We start from the raw sequence: 16,249 nt of genomic DNA on the forward strand, positions 1-16,249 counted from the left end.
CGGCGCAGGAGAACCATGACCGACCCCAGTGACCCGACCCGCTACGAGACCGCCCAGCTGAAGGCGGGCACCCTGATGGAGGCCCTGCCCTGGATCCAGCGCTACGCGGGGTCCGTGATGGTCTTCAAGTACGGCGGCAACGCCATGGTGTCCGAGCCGCTGCGGCAGGCCTTCGCCGAGGACATGGTGTTCCTGCGCCACGTCGGGATCAAGCCGGTCGTGGTGCACGGCGGCGGCCCCCAGATCAACCGGATGCTGGAGCGGCTGGGCATCGAGTCCGAGTTCCGCGGCGGGCTGCGGGTCACGTCCCGGGAGGCCGTGGACGCCATCCGCATGGTGCTCACCGGGCAGGTGCAGCGGGAGCTCGTCTCCCTGCTCAACGCCACCGGCCCGTACGCCGTCGGGCTCTCGGGGGAGGACGCCGAGCTGTTCCGCGCCGTCCGCCGGGGCACCGTCGTGGACGGCGAGGAGGTGGACCTCGGCCACGTGGGGGAGGTCGTCGGCGTCAACCCCGAGCCCGTGACCCAGCTGCTCGACGCGGGACGGATCCCCGTGATCTCCTCCGTGGCGCCCGAGGTCGACGCCCGCGGCCGCCCCACGGGGGAGATCCTCAACGTCAACGCGGACACCGCCGCCGCCGCCGTGGCCGTGGCCCTGCGCGCCGAGAAGTTCGTGGCCCTCACCGACGTCGAGGGGCTCTACGCGGACTGGCCGGACAAGGACTCGCTCATCGCGTCGCTCTCCGCCTCCGAGCTGCGCGCGATGCTCCCGAGCCTGCAGGCCGGGATGATCCCCAAGATGGAGGCGGCCCTGCGGGCCGTGGAGGGCGGGGCGCGCCGGGCGTCCATCGTGGACGGGCGCAGCCCGCACACGTGCCTGCTCGAGATCTTCACCGACACCGGCATCGGAACCCAGCTCGTCCCCGACCACGGAGCATCGTCATGACCGCCCAGCACACCGCCGGCCAGCACACCGCGTCCCGCTACTCCGCCCAGACCGCCCTGCTCGGCGAGTACGCCGACTCGCTGCTCGGCGTCTTCGGCAGCCCCTCGCTCGTGCTCACCCACGGCAGGGGTGCCGTGGTCACCGACGCCGACGGCCGGGACTACCTCGACCTGCTCGCCGGCATCGCCGTCAACGCCCTCGGCCACGCCCACCCGCGCTGGGTGGAGATCGTCTCCCGCCAGCTGGCAACCCTGGGCCACGTCTCCAACTTCTTCACCTCCCCCCAGCAGATCGCGCTCGCCGGGAAGCTGCTGTCCCTGGCCGGCGCGCCCGCGGGCTCCCACGTCTTCTTCGCGAACTCCGGGGCGGAGGCCAACGAGGCCGCGTTCAAGCTGGCCCGCCGCCACGGCCACGAGCACCCCGGCCCGGACGGCCGGCCCCGCGGCACCGTCCTGGCCCTCGAGTCCGCCTTCCACGGCCGCACCATGGGCGCCCTCGCCCTGACCGCCAAGGAGGCCTACCGCGCGCCCTTCGAGCCCCTGCCCGGCGGGGTGCAGCACATCCCCGCGACCGTCGAGGCCCTCGAGGAGCACCTCGACGGGACCGTCGCCGCGCTGATCGTGGAGCCCGTCCAGGGCGAGGCCGGCGTGCGCGAGCTGCCCGAGGGCTACCTCCGGCGGGCACGGGAGCTCACCCGCCGGCACGGCGCGCTGCTGGTCGTGGACGAGGTGCAGACCGGGATGGGCCGCACCGGCCGCTGGTTCGCCTCCTCCGCGGAGCTCACCGGCGGCGACCTGCCGGACGCGATCACCCTGGCCAAGGGCCTGGGCGGCGGCTTCCCGATCGGCGCGATGCTCACCGTCGGTGCCGAGGTCTCCGCGCTGCTCGGCGCGGGCCAGCACGGCACGACGTTCGGCGGCAACCCGCCGGCCACCGCCGCGGGCCTCGCGACCGTGACCGTGATCGAGGAGGACGGCCTGCTCGAGCACGCCCGCACCGTGGGCGCCGTGCTCGGCGAGGGCCTGCGGGCGGTGCCCGGGATCGGGGACGTGCGCCAGCGCGGGCTGCTGATCGGCGCCGACCTCGAGGTCCCCGAGGGGGCCACCGCCCCCTTCGGCCCCGCCGTGGTCGACGCCGCCCGGGACGCCGGGTTCATCGTCAACGCGACCGGCCCCGGCACCCTGCGCCTGGCCCCGCCCCTGGTCCTGACCGAGGAGCAGGCCCGCACCTTCCTCGACGCGCTCCCCGCGATCCTGAGCACCGCCACCGCCGCTGTCACGGCCCCCGCCGCGGCCTCGGCCGAGACCCCGCCGAAAGAAGCATGAACCCGTCCATGACCCCCCGCCACTTCCTCGTCGACACCGATCTCTCCCAGCAGGAGCAGGCCGAGGTGCTCGAGCTCGCCCTCCGCCTCAAGGCCGACCGCTGGGCCCACCGGCCCTACGCCGGTCCGCAGACCGTGGCCGTGGTCTTCGACAAGACCTCGACCCGCACCCGGACCTCCTTCTCCGCCGGGATCGCGGACCTCGGCGGCAACCCCCTGATGATCAACCCGGGGGAGTCCCAGCTGGGCAAGGAGAGCGTGTCGGACACCGCGCGCGTCTTCTCCCGCATGGTCTCGACCATCGTGTGGCGCACCTACGCGCAGTCCGGGCTGGAGGAGATGGCCGCGGCCTCGACCGTGCCCGTCGTCAACGGGCTCTCCGACGCCTACCACCCGTGCCAGATCCTGGCGGACCTGCTCACGGTCCGGGAGCACCGGGGACGCCTGGCCGGGCTGACCTTCGCCTACCTCGGGGACGCCGCCAACAACATGGCCCACTCCTACCTGCTGGGCGGGGCCACCGCCGGCATGCACGTGCGCGTCGCCGGCCCGGCGAGCCACCACCCGGACCCGGCCGTGGTGCGCGCCGCCGAGGAGCGCGCCGCACGGACCGGCGGGTCCGTGCAGGTGACCGCGGACCCGGCCGAGGCGCTCGCCGGGGCGGACGTGGTCTGCACCGACACCTGGGTGTCCATGGGGCAGGAGGCGGAGACCGAGGCCCGGGCGAAGATCTTCCGGGCGTACTCCGTGGACGCCGCGGCGATGGCCCGGGCCGCGCCCGGCGCGCTGTTCCTGCACTGCCTGCCCGCGTTCCGCGGCGCCGAGGTCGCGGCCGAGGTCATCGACGGCCCGCAGTCCGTCGTGTGGGACGAGGCGGAGAACCGGCTGCACGCCCAGAAGGCCCTTCTCGTGTGGCTCATGGCCCGCTCCGGACGGTACGACCTGGACGCCGCCGGCACGCCTTCCGTCCCGGCATGAGCATCCCCGCGACCAAGACCGCGCGGCAGGCCCGGATCGTGGCCCTCGTGACGGGCGGGGCGATCCACTCGCAGGCCGAGCTCGCCGCCCGGCTGGCCGAGGACGGCGTGCAGGTCACCCAGGCCACGCTCTCCCGCGACCTCGTGGAACTGGGGGCCGTCCGGGTCCGGGACGGCTCCGGCTCCCTCGTCTACGCCGTCCCGCAGGCCGGGGCCGACCGCTCGCCCGCCTCGGGGATCACCCAGGAGGTGCTGGACGCGCGTCTGGCCAGCCTGTGCCGCGAGCTGCTGGTGACCGCCGAGGCGAGTGCGAACCTCGTGGTGCTGCGCACCCCGCCGGGGGCCGCCCAGTACTTCGCGTCCGCCATCGACACGTCCGTGCTGCCCGCCGTCCTCGGCACCATCGCCGGCGACGACACGATCGTGGTGGTGTGCCGGGACGCCGACGGCGGTCCCGCCGTGGCCCGCCGCTTCCTGGAGCTCGCCGAGTGAGCCCGGGCCGCCGGCGCGCGGACGCCCGGCGGGCTCAGCGGTCCGCGTGCTCCTGCAGGACGGGGACGAGCTCCGTGCGCTCGAAGACATGGGCGAAGTCCAGGGCGGAGTGGGCGCCGGCCGTCTGGGAGGCCCCGGCCCCGAGCAGCGTCCGGACGATCGTCTCGTTGCCCCGGAAGACCGCGCTCATCAGCGCCGTCTGACCGTTGTCGTTGACCCGGTCCGGGTCCGCCCCGGCCTCGAGCAGCGCCGCGACGGTCTCCTCGTGCTGGTGGTAGGCCGCGAGGATCAGCAGGGTGTCGCCCTTGCCGTTGGTGAGGTCGGCCGGGACGCCCGCGCGCACGGCCGGCAGCAGGTTCTCGGTGTCCCCGGTCCGGGCCATCTCGAACAGGGAGAGCACGTAGGCCATCTCCTCCTCGGTCAGCTGGGGGGCCGCCCCATCCTGGGGCTGCTGGGAGTTCTCGGTCACTGGTGGTCCTTCGCGGTCGGTCCTACGAGGTTCGGTCGGTCGTACGGAGTTCCTGCCGCCCAGTTTATCGAAGGCGGGGCCCGCGACACGCGCCGCCCCGGGAATACCCGGGTCTTGACGTTGCAGTAACCGGCTGGCACGCTCGTGTGACACAGCTCACCACGCGCCGGTGCCCGCGCACCGGGGATCCGGAGTTCCTCCATGACGAATCTCGCCACCCTGCTCACCGACACGGCCGCGGCCTCCCCGGACTCCCGGGCGGTGGTCCTCGACGACCGGGTCCTGACCTACGGGGCCCTCGACGACCTGTCCGCGCGGGTCGCGTCGATGCTCGCCGCCAGGGGCATCGGGGCGGGGGACCGGGTGGCCATGATCCTGCCCAACGTCCCGCACATGCCGATCGCCTACTACGGGATCCTGCGCGCGGGCGGCGTCGTCGTGCCCCTCAACCCCCTCCTCAGCCCCCGGGAGCTCACCTACCACTTCACGGACGCCGAGGTGTCCCTGGTGCTGGTCTGGGAGGCCATGGCCGAGGCCACGCGGGCCGCGGTCGCCGACCTGGACCGCGAGGTCCCCGTGGTCGAGGTCTCGGCCGCCGGGACCCTGCAGGCCCTCGCGGACGTGCCGCCGCGTCCCGGGGTCGCCGACCGCGACGACGACGAGCCGGCCGTCCTGCTCTACACCTCCGGCACCACGGGCCGGCCCAAGGGCGCCGTCCTGACGCACCACAACCTGCGGACCAACGCGGAGCTGTCCGCGAGCCTCTTCGACCTGGGCCCCGGGGACGTCATGTTCGGGGCCCTGCCGTTCTTCCACGTGTTCGGCCAGACCGTGGCGCTCAACGGCGTGGTCCAGGCCGGGGCCGCCGTCACGCTCCTGCCGCGCTTCGACCCGGCCCGCGCGCTGGAGATCCTGGCGCGGGACGAGGTCACGGTCTTCGCCGGGGTGCCGAGCATGTACGTGGCACTGCTCTCCGCGGCCGGGGAGGGACCGGTCGAGCTGCCCCGCCTGCGGGCGGGGGTCTCGGGCGGGTCCCCGCTCCCGGTCGAGGTCCTGGAGCGGTTCGAGAAGGTGTTCGGGGCGCCGATCTACGAGGGGTACGGCCTGTCCGAGACCTCCCCGGTGGTGTGCTTCAACCAGGAGGCGCACGGGCGCAGGGCGGGGTCGATCGGCACCGTGGTGCGCGGGGCGCAGCTCAAGGTGGTCGACGACCTCGACGAGGAGGTCCCCGTGGGCGAGATCGGCGAGCTCGTCGTGGCCGGGGAGTACGTGATGGCCGGCTACTGGCGCAACCCCGAGGCCACCGAGGCAGCGATCCGCGACGGCTGGTTCCACACGGGGGACCTCGCCCGGGTGGACGAGGACGGCTTCCACTACATCGTGGACCGCAAGAAGGACATGGTCCTGCGGGGCGGCTACAACGTGTACCCGCGCGAGGTGGAGGAGGTCATCTACCAGTTCCCGGGCATCGCCGAGGCCGCGGTCGTCGGGGTCCCGGACGAGGCGATGGGCGAGGAGGTCGCCGCCGTCGTCGCCTTCCGGGACGTGCCCGAGGGGGAGCGGGGCGCGACGGTGGACGCGCTGGACGCCTTCGTCCGCGAGCGCGTGGCCAAGTACAAGCACCCCCGCTACTACAAGGTGGTCGACGAGCTGCCGAAGGGCCCGACCGGCAAGATCCTCAAGCGCTCCCTCGACCTCGAGGGCGCCGGGCGCCGCGGCTGAGTCCGTCTCCCGGACGCACGGAAGGGGCCGGCCGCTGGACAGCGGCCGGCCCCTTCCGTGCGCGGGTCCACCGGGACCCCGGGGAGGCGCCCCGCGCGGGGCGCCTCCGGCACGGGATCAGCTGGACATCATCGCGGGGCTCCGCTGGGGCTCCCGCTCCACGACGACGCGCTCGTTGGGCACGCAGTGGGTCATGGTGAGACCCTCCACGCTGCGCGGACCGTTGTTGCCCAGGTTGGCCACGCGCTGCAGCTCCTCCTCGGTCAGGCGCTGGGTCGGCAGCGGGCCCAGGTCCTTGACGTCCTCGAGGGAGACGCCGATGCCGTCGCCCACGCGGCGGCCCATCTCGTCCTCGATCATGTAGAAGTGCCAGACCATGCGCTCCTGGATCGGGCGGTCGCACTGGGACAGGGCGCCGACCAGGTTGTCGATGAGCTCCTCCTTCTCCCAGTCCTCCTGGAGCTGGAAGCGCTCGCCGGCCTGCTTGTAGTCGTTGGTCCGCTCGATCTGGGCGCGGGTGAGGCGCGCGTCGATCCGCGGGCCGACCTCGGGCTGGTAGCCCTCGGGCTTCGGGGTCTCCTGCACGCCACCGGTGATGGACGGCTCGTAGTTCACGTGCGGGTTCTGACCGGGGGCCACGTCCACACCGTAGGCCATCTGGCCGTCGCGCTGGTTGGTGGCCACCGGGGCCTTCGGCGCGTTGACCGGCAGCTGCAGGTAGTTCGGGCCCACCCGGTAGCGCTGGGTGTCCGAGTAGGAGAAGGTGCGGCCCACGAGCATCTTGTCGTCGGAGAAGTCCAGGCCGTCCACCAGCACGCCGGTGCCGAAGGCGATCTGCTCGTTCTCCGCGAAGAAGTTCTGCGGGTTGCGGTCGAGGACCATGCGCCCGACCGGCTTCGGCGGGAAGAGCTCCTCCGGCCAGACCTTCGTGTCGTCCAGCGGGTCGAAGTCCAGCTCCGGGTGGTCGTGGTCCTCCATGATCTGCACCTGCAGCTCCCACTCGGGGTAGTCGCCGGCCTCGATCGCGTCGTAGAGGTCCTTGGTGTGCGAGCCGAGCGTCTCGGCCTGGATGTTCGCCGCGTCCTCGGAGGTCAGGGACTTCACGCCCTGCTTCGGGATCCAGTGGTACTTCACCAGCACGGACTCGCCGGCGGCGTTGACCCACTTGTAGGTGTTCACGCCGAAGCCCTGCTGGTGGCGGTAGTCCGCCGGGATCCCGCGCGGGGAGAAGACGATCGTGACCATGTGCATGGCCTCGGGGGACTGGCTCCAGAAGTCGAACGCGCGGTTGGCGACACCGGCCTCGAAGTTCACGGGGTCCGGCTTCTGGGAGTGGATGAAGTCCGGGAACTTGATGGCGTCACGGATGAAGAAGACGCCGAGGTTGTTGCCGACGAGGTCCCAGTTGCCGTCCTCGGTGTAGAACTTCACGGCGAAGCCGCGGGGGTCGCGGGCGACCTCGGAGGAGTCCCGGCCGCCGGCCACGGTGGAGAAGCGCACGGCGGTCTCGGTGCGCTTGCCGGCCTCCTGGAAGAGCTTCGCGCGGGTGTACTTGGCGATGGGCTCGTCGCCGAGCTTGCCGTAGGCCTCGAAGTAGCCGAAGGCCGTGGTGCCACGGGCGTGGACCACGCGCTCGGGGATGCGCTCGCGGTCGAAGTGGCTCATCTTCTCGAGGAACGCGTAGTTCTCGAGGGTCGCGGGCCCGCGCGAGCCGACGGTGCGGGTGTTCTGGTTGTCGTGGACCGGGTGGCCCTGGCGCGTGGTCAGGGTCTGGTCGGGAACGTTCGTCATGGGGTTCCTCTCGGGGTAGGGACCGGATGTTCGGCCGGGCCGGCGCACGAGTGCTCCGGCCCGCCCGGGTGTGCTCATCGGTGAGGACGACACCTGCCGACCAGTATGTCGGAAGCGCCGGGCTATTGCTAGCGATTCATAATTGCGGAGTGGCGCGCCGGTGCGGGCGGGAGCGGCCCGCGCGGTATGCATAAATACAAGCTGACGTGTATAGTCATGCACAGAAGGCGGGGCCACGTCGTGGCGCCCGGACCACCGACGAAGGAGAACACCGTGACCGAGCGCGTTGTGCTGGCCTACTCCGGAGGTCTCGACACCTCCGTGGCCATCGGCTGGATCGGCGAGGCGACAGGGGCCGAGGTCATCGCCGTGGCCGTCGACGTCGGGCAGGGCGGGGAGGACCTCGAGACCATCCGCCGGCGGGCGCTGGACTGCGGCGCCGTCGAGGCCTACGTGGCCGACGCCCGCGACGAGTTCGCCGCGGAGTACTGCATGCCGGCGCTGCAGGCGAACGCCCTGTACATGGACGCCTACCCCGTGGTCTCCGCGCTGTCCCGCCCGGTGATCGTCAAGCACCTCGTGGCCGCCGCCAAGCGCTTCGGCGCCTCCACCGTGGCCCACGGCTGCACGGGCAAGGGCAACGACCAGGTCCGCTTCGAGGTGGGCATCCAGACGCTGGGCCCGGAGCTCAAGTGCATCGCCCCGGTCCGCGACCTGGCCCTGACCCGCGACAAGGCGATCAACTACGCCGAGAAGCACCACCTGCCCATCGCCACGACCAAGAAGAACCCCTTCTCGATCGACCAGAACGTGTGGGGCCGCGCGGTGGAGACCGGGTTCCTCGAGGACATCTGGAACGCCCCCACCAAGGACGTCTACGACTACACGGACGACCCCACGTTCCCGCCGCCGGCCGACGAGGTCGTGATCAGCTTCCGGGGCGGCATCCCGGTGGCGCTCGACGGCCAGCCCGTCACGCCGCTCGAGGCGATCCAGGAGATGAACCGGCGCGCCGGGGCCCAGGGCGTGGGCCGGATCGACATCGTGGAGGACCGGCTCGTGGGCATCAAGTCCCGTGAGGTCTACGAGGCCCCCGGCGCCATGGCCCTCATCGCCGCGCACCGGGAGCTGGAGAACGTGACGGTCGAGCGCGAGCAGGCCCGCTTCAAGCGGATCGCCACCCAGCGCTGGACCGAGCTCGTCTACGACGGCCAGTGGTTCTCCCCGCTCAAGCAGTCCCTCGACGCGTTCATCCAGGACACCCAGAAGTACGTGGACGGCGACATCCGGATGACCCTGCACGCCGGCCAGGCCACGGTCACCGGCCGCCGCTCGAACACCTCGCTGTACGACTTCAACCTCGCCACCTACGACGAGGGCGACGCCTTCGACCAGTCCCAGGCCCGCGGGTTCATCGAGCTGTTCGGCATGTCCTCGAAGGTCGCGGCCTCCCGCGAGCAGCGCCTCGCGGCCGAGGGCAAGTAGGCCAGGAGCACGTAGGCTCGTGCCGAGCAGGAACGGGCACGACGACGGAGGGCCCCATCCCGGCGGTGGGGCCCTCCGCGCACGCCGGAGCACCCGGTCCGGCCCGGACGGCCGGGCACGGCCGGGACCGACCGGCCAGGACGCAACGAGGAGAGACATGGCGCAGCAGGACAAGCACGGGACCAACGAGGGCGCGCTCTGGGGCGGGCGCTTCGCCGGGGGGCCGGCCGACGCCCTCGCGGCGCTCAGCAAGTCGACGGACTTCGACTGGCGGCTGGCCCCCTACGACATCGCGGGCTCCCGCGCCCACGCCCGGGTCCTGCGCACGGCGGGCCTGCTCAGCGGCGAGGAGCTCGAGGGCATGCTCGCCGCCCTGGACCGGCTCGAGGCCGACGTCCGCTCCGGGGTCTACACCCCCGCCCCCTCGGACGAGGACGTGCACGGCTCCCTCGAGAAGGGCCTGATCGAGCGGGCCGGCCCCGAGCTCGGCGGCAAGCTGCGCGCCGGGCGCTCCCGCAACGACCAGATCGCCACGCTCGGGCGGATGTACCTGCGCGACCACGCCGCGATCATCGCCCGCAACGTCCTCGACGTGGTGCAGGCCCTGCTGGACCAGGCCAAGGCCCACCCGGAGGCCCCGATGCCCGGGCGCACCCACCTCCAGCACGCCCAACCCGTGCTGCTGTCCCACCACCTGCTCGCCCACGCCTGGGCGATGCTCCGCGACGTCCAGCGCCTGATCGACTGGGACGCCCGCGCCGCGGTCTCCCCGTACGGCTCCGGGGCGCTCGCCGGGTCCTCGCTCGGGCTGGACCCGGGCGCCGTCGCCGCCGAGCTGGGCTTCGACTCCGCCGTGCACAACTCCATCGACGGCACCGCGGCCCGGGACGTCTACGCCGAGTTCTCGTGGGTCACCGCGATGATCGCCGTGGACATGTCCCGGATCTCCGAGGAGATCACCACGTGGGCCACCAAGGAGTTCTCCTTCGTCACCCTGGACGACGCCTTCTCGACCGGGTCCTCGATCATGCCGCAGAAGAAGAACCCGGACATCGCCGAGCTCGCCCGCGGCAAGGCCGGCCGGCTGATCGGGGACCTCACCGGCCTGCTGGCCACGCTCAAGGGCCTGCCCCTGGCCTACAACCGGGACCTGCAGGAGGACAAGGAGCCCGTCTTCGACGCGATCGACCAGCTCGAGGTCCTGCTGCCCGCCGTGGCCGGGATGATCGGGACGCTGGCGTTCAACACCGGGCGCATGGCCGAGCTCGCCCCGCAGGGCTTCGCCCTCGCCACGGACGTCGCCGAGTGGCTCGTGCGCCAGGGAGTGCCCTTCCGGGACGCCCACGAGATCGCCGGGGACGCGGTGCGGGTGTGCGAGCAGCGCGGCATCGAGCTGTGGGACCTCTCCGACGAGGACTTCGCCGCCATCTCCGCCCGGCTCACCCCGGGAGTGCGCGAGGTGCTCACCGTCGAGGGCTCGCTGGCCTCGCGCAGCGCGCAGGGCGGGACGGCGCCCTCGGCCGTGGCCGCCCAGATCGGCGAGCTCGAGCGCCAGGTGGCCGAGGCGGCGGCCTTCTCGCGGCGGGCCCCGATCGTCGCCGGATGAACCGGCCCGGTGCCGGGCCGGGCGCGGAGCCGGAGCTGCTCGAGCTGCTGTCCCGGCCGGCTCCCGAGGTCGCCCCGCGGCTGCTCGGCGGACTGTTCGGCCACCGGACCGGCGAGGGCGCCGTGGTCCTGCGGATCACGGAGGTCGAGGCCTACGGCGGTCCGGACGGCTCCGACCTGCCGGATCCCGGGGCGCACACGTGGCGCGGGCGGACCGCGCGCAACGCCACGATGTTCGGTGCCCCCGGGCACGTCTACGTCTACTTCACGTACGGGATGCACCACGCGGTGAACCTGGTCTGCCGCCCCGAGGGCACCGCCGGAGGGTGCCTGATCCGGGCCGGCGAGGTGGTGGCGGGCGCGGACCTGGCCCGCGCCCGCCGCGCGGTGGGCCGGTCCGGCCCCGTGCCCGACGCCGCACTGGCCCGGGGGCCGGGCAATCTCGCCAAGGCCCTGGGCATCGACCTGAGCCACGACGGAGCCCCGCTGACCGCGGGCGAGGACGCCGCGGCACCGGGCTTCTTCCTGCGCCTGCCCCGCCCGGGGACCGGTGCCTCCGCCGGGCACGGCCCGCGCACCGGGGTGTCCGGCCCCGGCGGGACCGCGGAGTTCCCCTGGCGGTGGTGGCTCCCCGGCGAGCCCTCCGTCTCCCCGTACCGCCGCGCGGTCCCGCGCCGACGCCGCTGACCGGGCCCGGGGCCCGGACGGATAGCATGAGCGGCGTGACTGAATCCGTTGAGCAGATGATCGAGCGCCTGTGCGTGAAGATCCCCGACTACCCGGAACCGGGGGTCCTCTTCCGCGACCTGACGCCCCTGTTCGCGGACGGCGCCGGCTTCCGGCGGACCGTCGACGCCCTGGCCGACGCCTTCCGCGGCCAGTTCGACTACGTGGCCGGCATCGAGGCCCGCGGCTTCCTCATGGCCGGGGCCGTGGCCTACGCGACGGGTGTGGGCCTCATCCCCGTGCGCAAGGCCGGGAAGCTGCCGCGGGAGACGTTCCGGGAGGAGTACGTCCTGGAGTACGGGTCGGCGGTGCTGGAGATCCACACCGACGACGTCCCCCGCGGCGCCCGCGTGCTCGTGCTCGACGACATCCTCGCGACCGGCGGCACCCTCGGGGCCACGGCGCAGCTGCTGCACCGGGCGGGGCTGCACGTCGCCGGCTTCGGGCTGATCATGGAGCTCACCGACCTCCGGGGACGCAGCCAGCTCGGCGGGCACCGCGTCCGGGCCCTGTACCGGGTCTGACCAGGGACGTCACCACGCGGCGAAGCCCTGTTACGCGCCGGGCGGCGCCGTCGCCGTGCGAACGCCCGCGGACCGCTAGACTCGATGGTCTGTTCGATCCGGAACGAGGTGTCCCCCCATGGCAGAGACCGTCGCCACGATGGCGGCCGAGCAACTTGCTGTCGAGCGCGCGTACGTCGCGATGCTCTACGACCGGCTCGACGAGCTGCGGGCCGAGAAGACCGCGGAGCTCGCGGCCGTGCGCCGCAGCGAGTCCTCCGGCAACCACCAGAACCGCGCGGAACGGGACGCGTTCGCGTCCCACTACGAGGACCGTCTCGCGCAGCTCGAGGCCGTGGACCACCGGCTGGTCTTCGGCCGCCTGGACGGCCAGGACGGCGAGCGCCGGTACGTCGGGCGGATCGGCCTGGCCACCGCGGACCACCAGCGGCTCATGGTGGACTGGCGCGCCCGGGAGGCGGCCGCCTTCTACCAGGCCACCGCGCAGAGCCCCATGGGCGTCCGGCGGCGCCGCCACCTGATCCTCGAGGGCCGCGACGTCGCCGCCCTCGAGGACGACGTCCTCGACCCGGACATGCTCGGGGACGAGGGCGTGCTCCACGGGGAGGGCGCCCTGCTCGCGGCGCTGAACCAGAAGCGCACCGGGCGGATGTCGGACATCGTCGCGACGATCCAGGCGGAGCAGGACAGGATCATCCGCGCCCCGCTGCCCGGCGTCCGCGTGGTGCAGGGCGGGCCCGGCACCGGCAAGACCGCCGTGGCGCTGCACCGGGCGGCGTACCTGCTCTACGAGCACCGGGAGCGGCTGCGCAAGGCGGGGGTGCTGATCGTCGGTCCGTCGTCGTCGTTCATGTGGTACATCGAGCGGGTGCTGCCGGCGCTCGGGGAGACCGGCGTCGTGATGTCCTCCCTGTCCGAGCTGTTCCCCGGCGTGGCCGCCGTCCCCGAGCGGGACCCCCTCGCCGCCCGGCTCAAGGCGGGCCTCGACATGGCCGACGTCGTGGCGCGCGCCGTGCGGGACCGGCAGAAGGTCCCCGCCCAGGACCAGGTCCTGCGCGTCGACACGCACCGCGTGACGCTCACCCCCCGCATGGTCAAGCGCGCCCGGGACAAGGCGCGCGCCACCGGGAAGCCGCACAACGAGGCGCGCAACACCTTCGTGAAGATCGCGCTGCGGGAGCTCACCGAGCAGCTCGGCGAGCACCTCAACAGCACCAGCGGCAACGTCATGGACCGCTCCTACCTCGCGGAGGACATCCGGCAGTCCCGGGACGTGCGGATCGCGCTCAACCTCGCGTGGATGCCGATGTCGCCCCAGACCCTCGTCGGCCAGCTCTTCAGCAAGCGGCACTATCTCGAGTCCGCCGCCCCGCACCTGGACGTCGCGCAGATCGAGGCGCTGCTGCGCCCGGCCGGCGCCCCCTTCACCGTGGCGGACGTGCCGCTGCTGGACGAGGCCGCCGAGCTGCTCGGCGACCTCGACGAGGCCGGGGTGCGCCGGCGGGCCGAGGCGGACCGGGAGCACCGCAAGGCCACGGACAACGCCGAGCACGCGCTGCAGAACATGCACCAGAGCCTCGAGGACGTCGGCGCGGACGGCATCGTGACCGCGGCCCAGCTCACCGACTTCAACGCGGTGAGCCAGCACCGGATGACCGCCGCGGAGGCCGCGACCGCGGACCGCACGTGGGCCTACGGGCACGTCGTCGTCGACGAGGCGCAGGAGCTCACGCCCATGCAGTGGCGCGTGCTCATGCGCCGGTGCCCCATGAAGTCCTTCACCGTGGTCGGCGACATCGCCCAGGCTGGCTCGGCCACCGCCGCCCGCAGCTGGCGGGACGCCCTCGAGCCCTTCGTGGGGGAGCGGTTCGTCCTCGACGAGCTCACGGTCAACTACCGCACGCCCGCCGCCATCGCGGAGGCCGCGGTCGACGTCGCCCGGGCCGCCGGCCTGGACATCTCGGCCCCACGGGCCGTCCGCGAGGGTGCGGCGCCGATCGTGCAGCGCGTCGGCGCCGAGGACGTGGTCGAGGGCGTGCTCGAGCAGGTGCGCACCGAGCTCGAGCTCGTCAACGGGGGGCTCGTGGCCGTGATCGTGCCCGAGGACCGGGTGCAGGAGATCGGCACCGCGCTCGCCGGAGCCCTGCCCGGGCTCGTGGGCGCCGGGGTCCGCCGGCTGGACCGGCAGGTGGTGGTCCTCTCCGCGTGGGACGCCAAGGGGCTCGAGTTCGACTCCGTGGTGGTCGTCGAACCGCAGGCCCTCGTCGAGGAGGTCGGCGGCGGCGTGGGCAACCTCTACGTGGCGATGACCCGGCCCACCCAGCGGCTGCGCGTCGTCGCGGCCCGCCCGCTCCCGGCCGGCCTCGACCGGTTCTGAGTCGGGCGGGCCGGAGACACCAGGACGCGGAGGGGTTCCCCCTCCGCGTCCTGGTACCTTGGAAGCCGTGTCGAACGCAATAGACCTGGACCTCCAGCACAACGATCCGTCCTTCGCCAACGTCTGGCAGGAGCTGCAGTGGCGCGGCCTCGTGCACGTGTCGACCGACGAGGCGGCCCTCGAGCGGGCGCTGTCGGAGGAGACGGTCACCTATTACTGCGGGTTCGACCCCACCGCGGCCTCCCTGCACCTCGGGCACCTGGTGCAGCTGCTGCTCATGCGCCGGCTCCAGCTCGCCGGGCACCACCCCATCGGCCTGGTCGGCGGCTCGACCGGTCTGATCGGCGATCCCCGGCAGAGCTCCGAGCGCATCCTGAACTCCAAGGAGACCGTGGCGCAGTGGGTCGACCTGCTGCGCGCCCAGGTCGAGCGGTTCCTCTCCTTCGAGGGCGGGAACCGGGCGGTGATGGTCAACAACCTGGACTGGACCTCCCAGCTCTCCGCGATCGACTTCCTGCGGGACATCGGCAAGCACTTCCGGGTCGGCACGATGATCAAGAAGGACATCGTGGCCAAGCGCCTGCACTCCGACGAGGGCATCTCCTACACCGAGTTCAGCTACCAGATCCTGCAGGGCCTGGACTACCTCAACCTCTACCGCGAGCACGGGTGCACCCTGCAGACCGGGGGCTCCGACCAGTGGGGGAACCTGACCTCCGGCACCGAGCTGATCCGCAAGGTCGAGGGCACCTCCGTGCACGCGGTGGGCACCCCGCTGATCACCAACTCCGACGGCACGAAGTTCGGCAAGTCCGAGGGCAACGCCGTGTGGCTGGACCCGGAGCTGACCTCGCCGTACGCCTTCTACCAGTTCTGGCTCAACACCGCCGACGCGGACGTGGTCGACCGGCTCAAGGTCTTCACCTTCCTCACCCGCGAGCAGATCGAGGAGCTCGCCCGGGCGGTGGCGGAGGAGCCCTACAAGCGGGCGGCCCAGAAGACCCTCGCCTGGGAGGTCAACTCGCTGGTGCACGGGGTGGAGGCCACCGAGAAGGCGATCGCGGCCTCGGCCGCCGTCTTCGGCCGCGGCGAGCTCGCGGAGCTCGACGCCGAGACGCTGGGCTCGGTGACCCGTGAGCTCCCCGGGGCCAGTGTGGAACCGGGCCGGCTCCAGGTCGCCGACCTGCTGGTGGCGACCGGGCTGTCGGAGTCGAAGTCCGCCGCCCGCCGGACCCTCAAGGAGGGCGGGGCCTACGTCAACAACGAGAAGGTCGTCGGCGAGGACGCCGAGCTCGGCCCCGACCAGCTCCTGCACGGCCGGTGGGCACTCCTGCGCCGCGGCAAGAAGCACCTCGCGGCCGTCACCGTGGAGGCCTGAGCCGCGGGTCGACGCACCCCCCCACCCCCGTCCCGGAGCTCGGCTTGCAGGCCCCTGGGCGGGGGTGTAGTGTTCATCGAGTCGTCAGGCAGGGCCGAGAGGCCGGCGGACGGCAGAACCGCAAAGAGCAGCAGGACCCACGGGTGCTGCCTAGTTCATGCGGGAGCGACCGTTCAGGTCGGTCCGGACCCGGGACAACGCAAGTTGACACGCCGAGAACGGACTGCGTAGGATGGTCGAGCTGCCTGAGGCGGGGAACAGACGTTCCGACGCGGAGGGCACCGAAAATTCCAACACGGTTTCCGGGTGTGGTGCCTGGTTGCTGGTCTGTTGTTTGAGAACTCAATAGTGTGCCATGTTTGTTGATACCGAATGTTTTTTCGGTTGATGGGTTGTTGCTGTCCTGCCTCCGTGGGATGGTGGCGACATTTTCA

Annotated in this window: 13 protein-coding genes; 11 read left to right on the forward strand and 2 right to left on the reverse strand. The window is 72.6% G+C overall.

The annotated features are described in order from the left end of the window. Positions 1-15: 15 nt before the first annotated feature. The 4 genes from argB to AVL61_RS06525 are packed head-to-tail and all read left to right on the forward strand — an operon-like array spanning position 16 to position 3,738. A complete protein-coding gene (gene argB / locus AVL61_RS06510) occupies positions 16-945 on the forward strand; it encodes an acetylglutamate kinase (RefSeq protein WP_058873535.1) in 930 nt (309 codons plus the stop codon). Continuing rightward, positions 942-2,270 carry an acetylornithine transaminase gene (locus AVL61_RS06515; RefSeq protein ID WP_058873536.1) on the forward strand — a complete coding sequence of 443 codons (1,329 nt, stop codon included), beginning with the start codon at positions 942-944 and terminating at the stop codon, positions 2,268-2,270. The genes argB and AVL61_RS06515 overlap by 4 nt, the downstream gene beginning before the upstream one ends. Further along, positions 2,267-3,247 (forward strand): ornithine carbamoyltransferase, encoded by a 981-nt coding sequence (gene argF / locus AVL61_RS06520; RefSeq protein WP_058873537.1) that lies wholly within the window; start codon positions 2,267-2,269, stop codon positions 3,245-3,247. Before AVL61_RS06515 ends, argF begins: the two co-directional genes overlap by 4 nt. Then, entirely contained in the window at positions 3,244-3,738 is a 495-nt protein-coding gene (locus AVL61_RS06525) for an arginine repressor (protein ID WP_058873538.1), read from the forward strand. Before argF ends, AVL61_RS06525 begins: the two co-directional genes overlap by 4 nt. 34 nt (positions 3,739-3,772) lie before the next feature. On the opposite strand, the gene AVL61_RS06530 is transcribed toward AVL61_RS06525, so the two are convergent. Continuing rightward, positions 3,773-4,207, reverse strand: coding sequence for an ankyrin repeat domain-containing protein (locus AVL61_RS06530; RefSeq protein WP_197412656.1), 435 nt, complete (start codon positions 4,205-4,207; stop codon positions 3,773-3,775). 201 nt (positions 4,208-4,408) lie between these two features. On the opposite strand from AVL61_RS06530, the gene AVL61_RS06535 reads away from it, so the two are divergent. Further along, entirely contained in the window at positions 4,409-5,929 is a 1,521-nt protein-coding gene (locus AVL61_RS06535; RefSeq protein WP_058873539.1) for a long-chain-fatty-acid--CoA ligase, read from the forward strand. A gap of 117 nt (positions 5,930-6,046) precedes the next feature. Here AVL61_RS06535 and AVL61_RS06540 read toward each other — a convergent pair whose 3' ends face one another. Then, positions 6,047-7,720, reverse strand: a complete 1,674-nt coding sequence (locus AVL61_RS06540; protein WP_058873540.1) for a catalase — start codon at positions 7,718-7,720, stop codon at positions 6,047-6,049. A gap of 273 nt (positions 7,721-7,993) precedes the next feature. Here AVL61_RS06540 and AVL61_RS06545 point away from each other — a divergent pair, with 273 nt between their 5' ends. The 6 genes from AVL61_RS06545 (at position 7,994) to tyrS (ending at position 15,815) form a co-directional block, all read left to right on the forward strand. Next, positions 7,994-9,205 (forward strand): argininosuccinate synthase, encoded by a 1,212-nt coding sequence (locus AVL61_RS06545; protein WP_058873541.1) that lies wholly within the window; start codon positions 7,994-7,996, stop codon positions 9,203-9,205. Positions 9,206-9,362: 157 nt separating this feature from the next. Further along, positions 9,363-10,811: an argininosuccinate lyase gene (gene argH / locus AVL61_RS06550; protein ID WP_058873542.1), complete on the forward strand. Its 1,449-nt coding sequence runs from the start codon at positions 9,363-9,365 to the stop codon at positions 10,809-10,811. Then, positions 10,808-11,497, forward strand: a complete 690-nt coding sequence (locus AVL61_RS06555; protein WP_157571314.1) for a DNA-3-methyladenine glycosylase — start codon at positions 10,808-10,810, stop codon at positions 11,495-11,497. Before argH ends, AVL61_RS06555 begins: the two co-directional genes overlap by 4 nt. 26 nt (positions 11,498-11,523) lie before the next feature. Continuing rightward, positions 11,524-12,060 (forward strand): adenine phosphoribosyltransferase, encoded by a 537-nt coding sequence (locus AVL61_RS06560; RefSeq protein ID WP_231738302.1) that lies wholly within the window; start codon positions 11,524-11,526, stop codon positions 12,058-12,060. 118 nt (positions 12,061-12,178) lie between these two features. Continuing rightward, positions 12,179-14,437 (forward strand): HelD family protein, encoded by a 2,259-nt coding sequence (locus AVL61_RS06565; protein ID WP_058873544.1) that lies wholly within the window; start codon positions 12,179-12,181, stop codon positions 14,435-14,437. Positions 14,438-14,504: 67 nt separating this feature from the next. Beyond that, entirely contained in the window at positions 14,505-15,815 is a 1,311-nt protein-coding gene (tyrS, locus tag AVL61_RS06570; protein ID WP_058873545.1) for a tyrosine--tRNA ligase, read from the forward strand. The last annotated feature ends 434 nt before the right edge of the window (positions 15,816-16,249 follow it).

This window comes from Kocuria rosea subsp. polaris (genome assembly GCF_001483755.1).
Classification (GTDB): Bacteria; Actinomycetota; Actinomycetes; order Actinomycetales; family Micrococcaceae; genus Kocuria; species Kocuria cellulosilytica.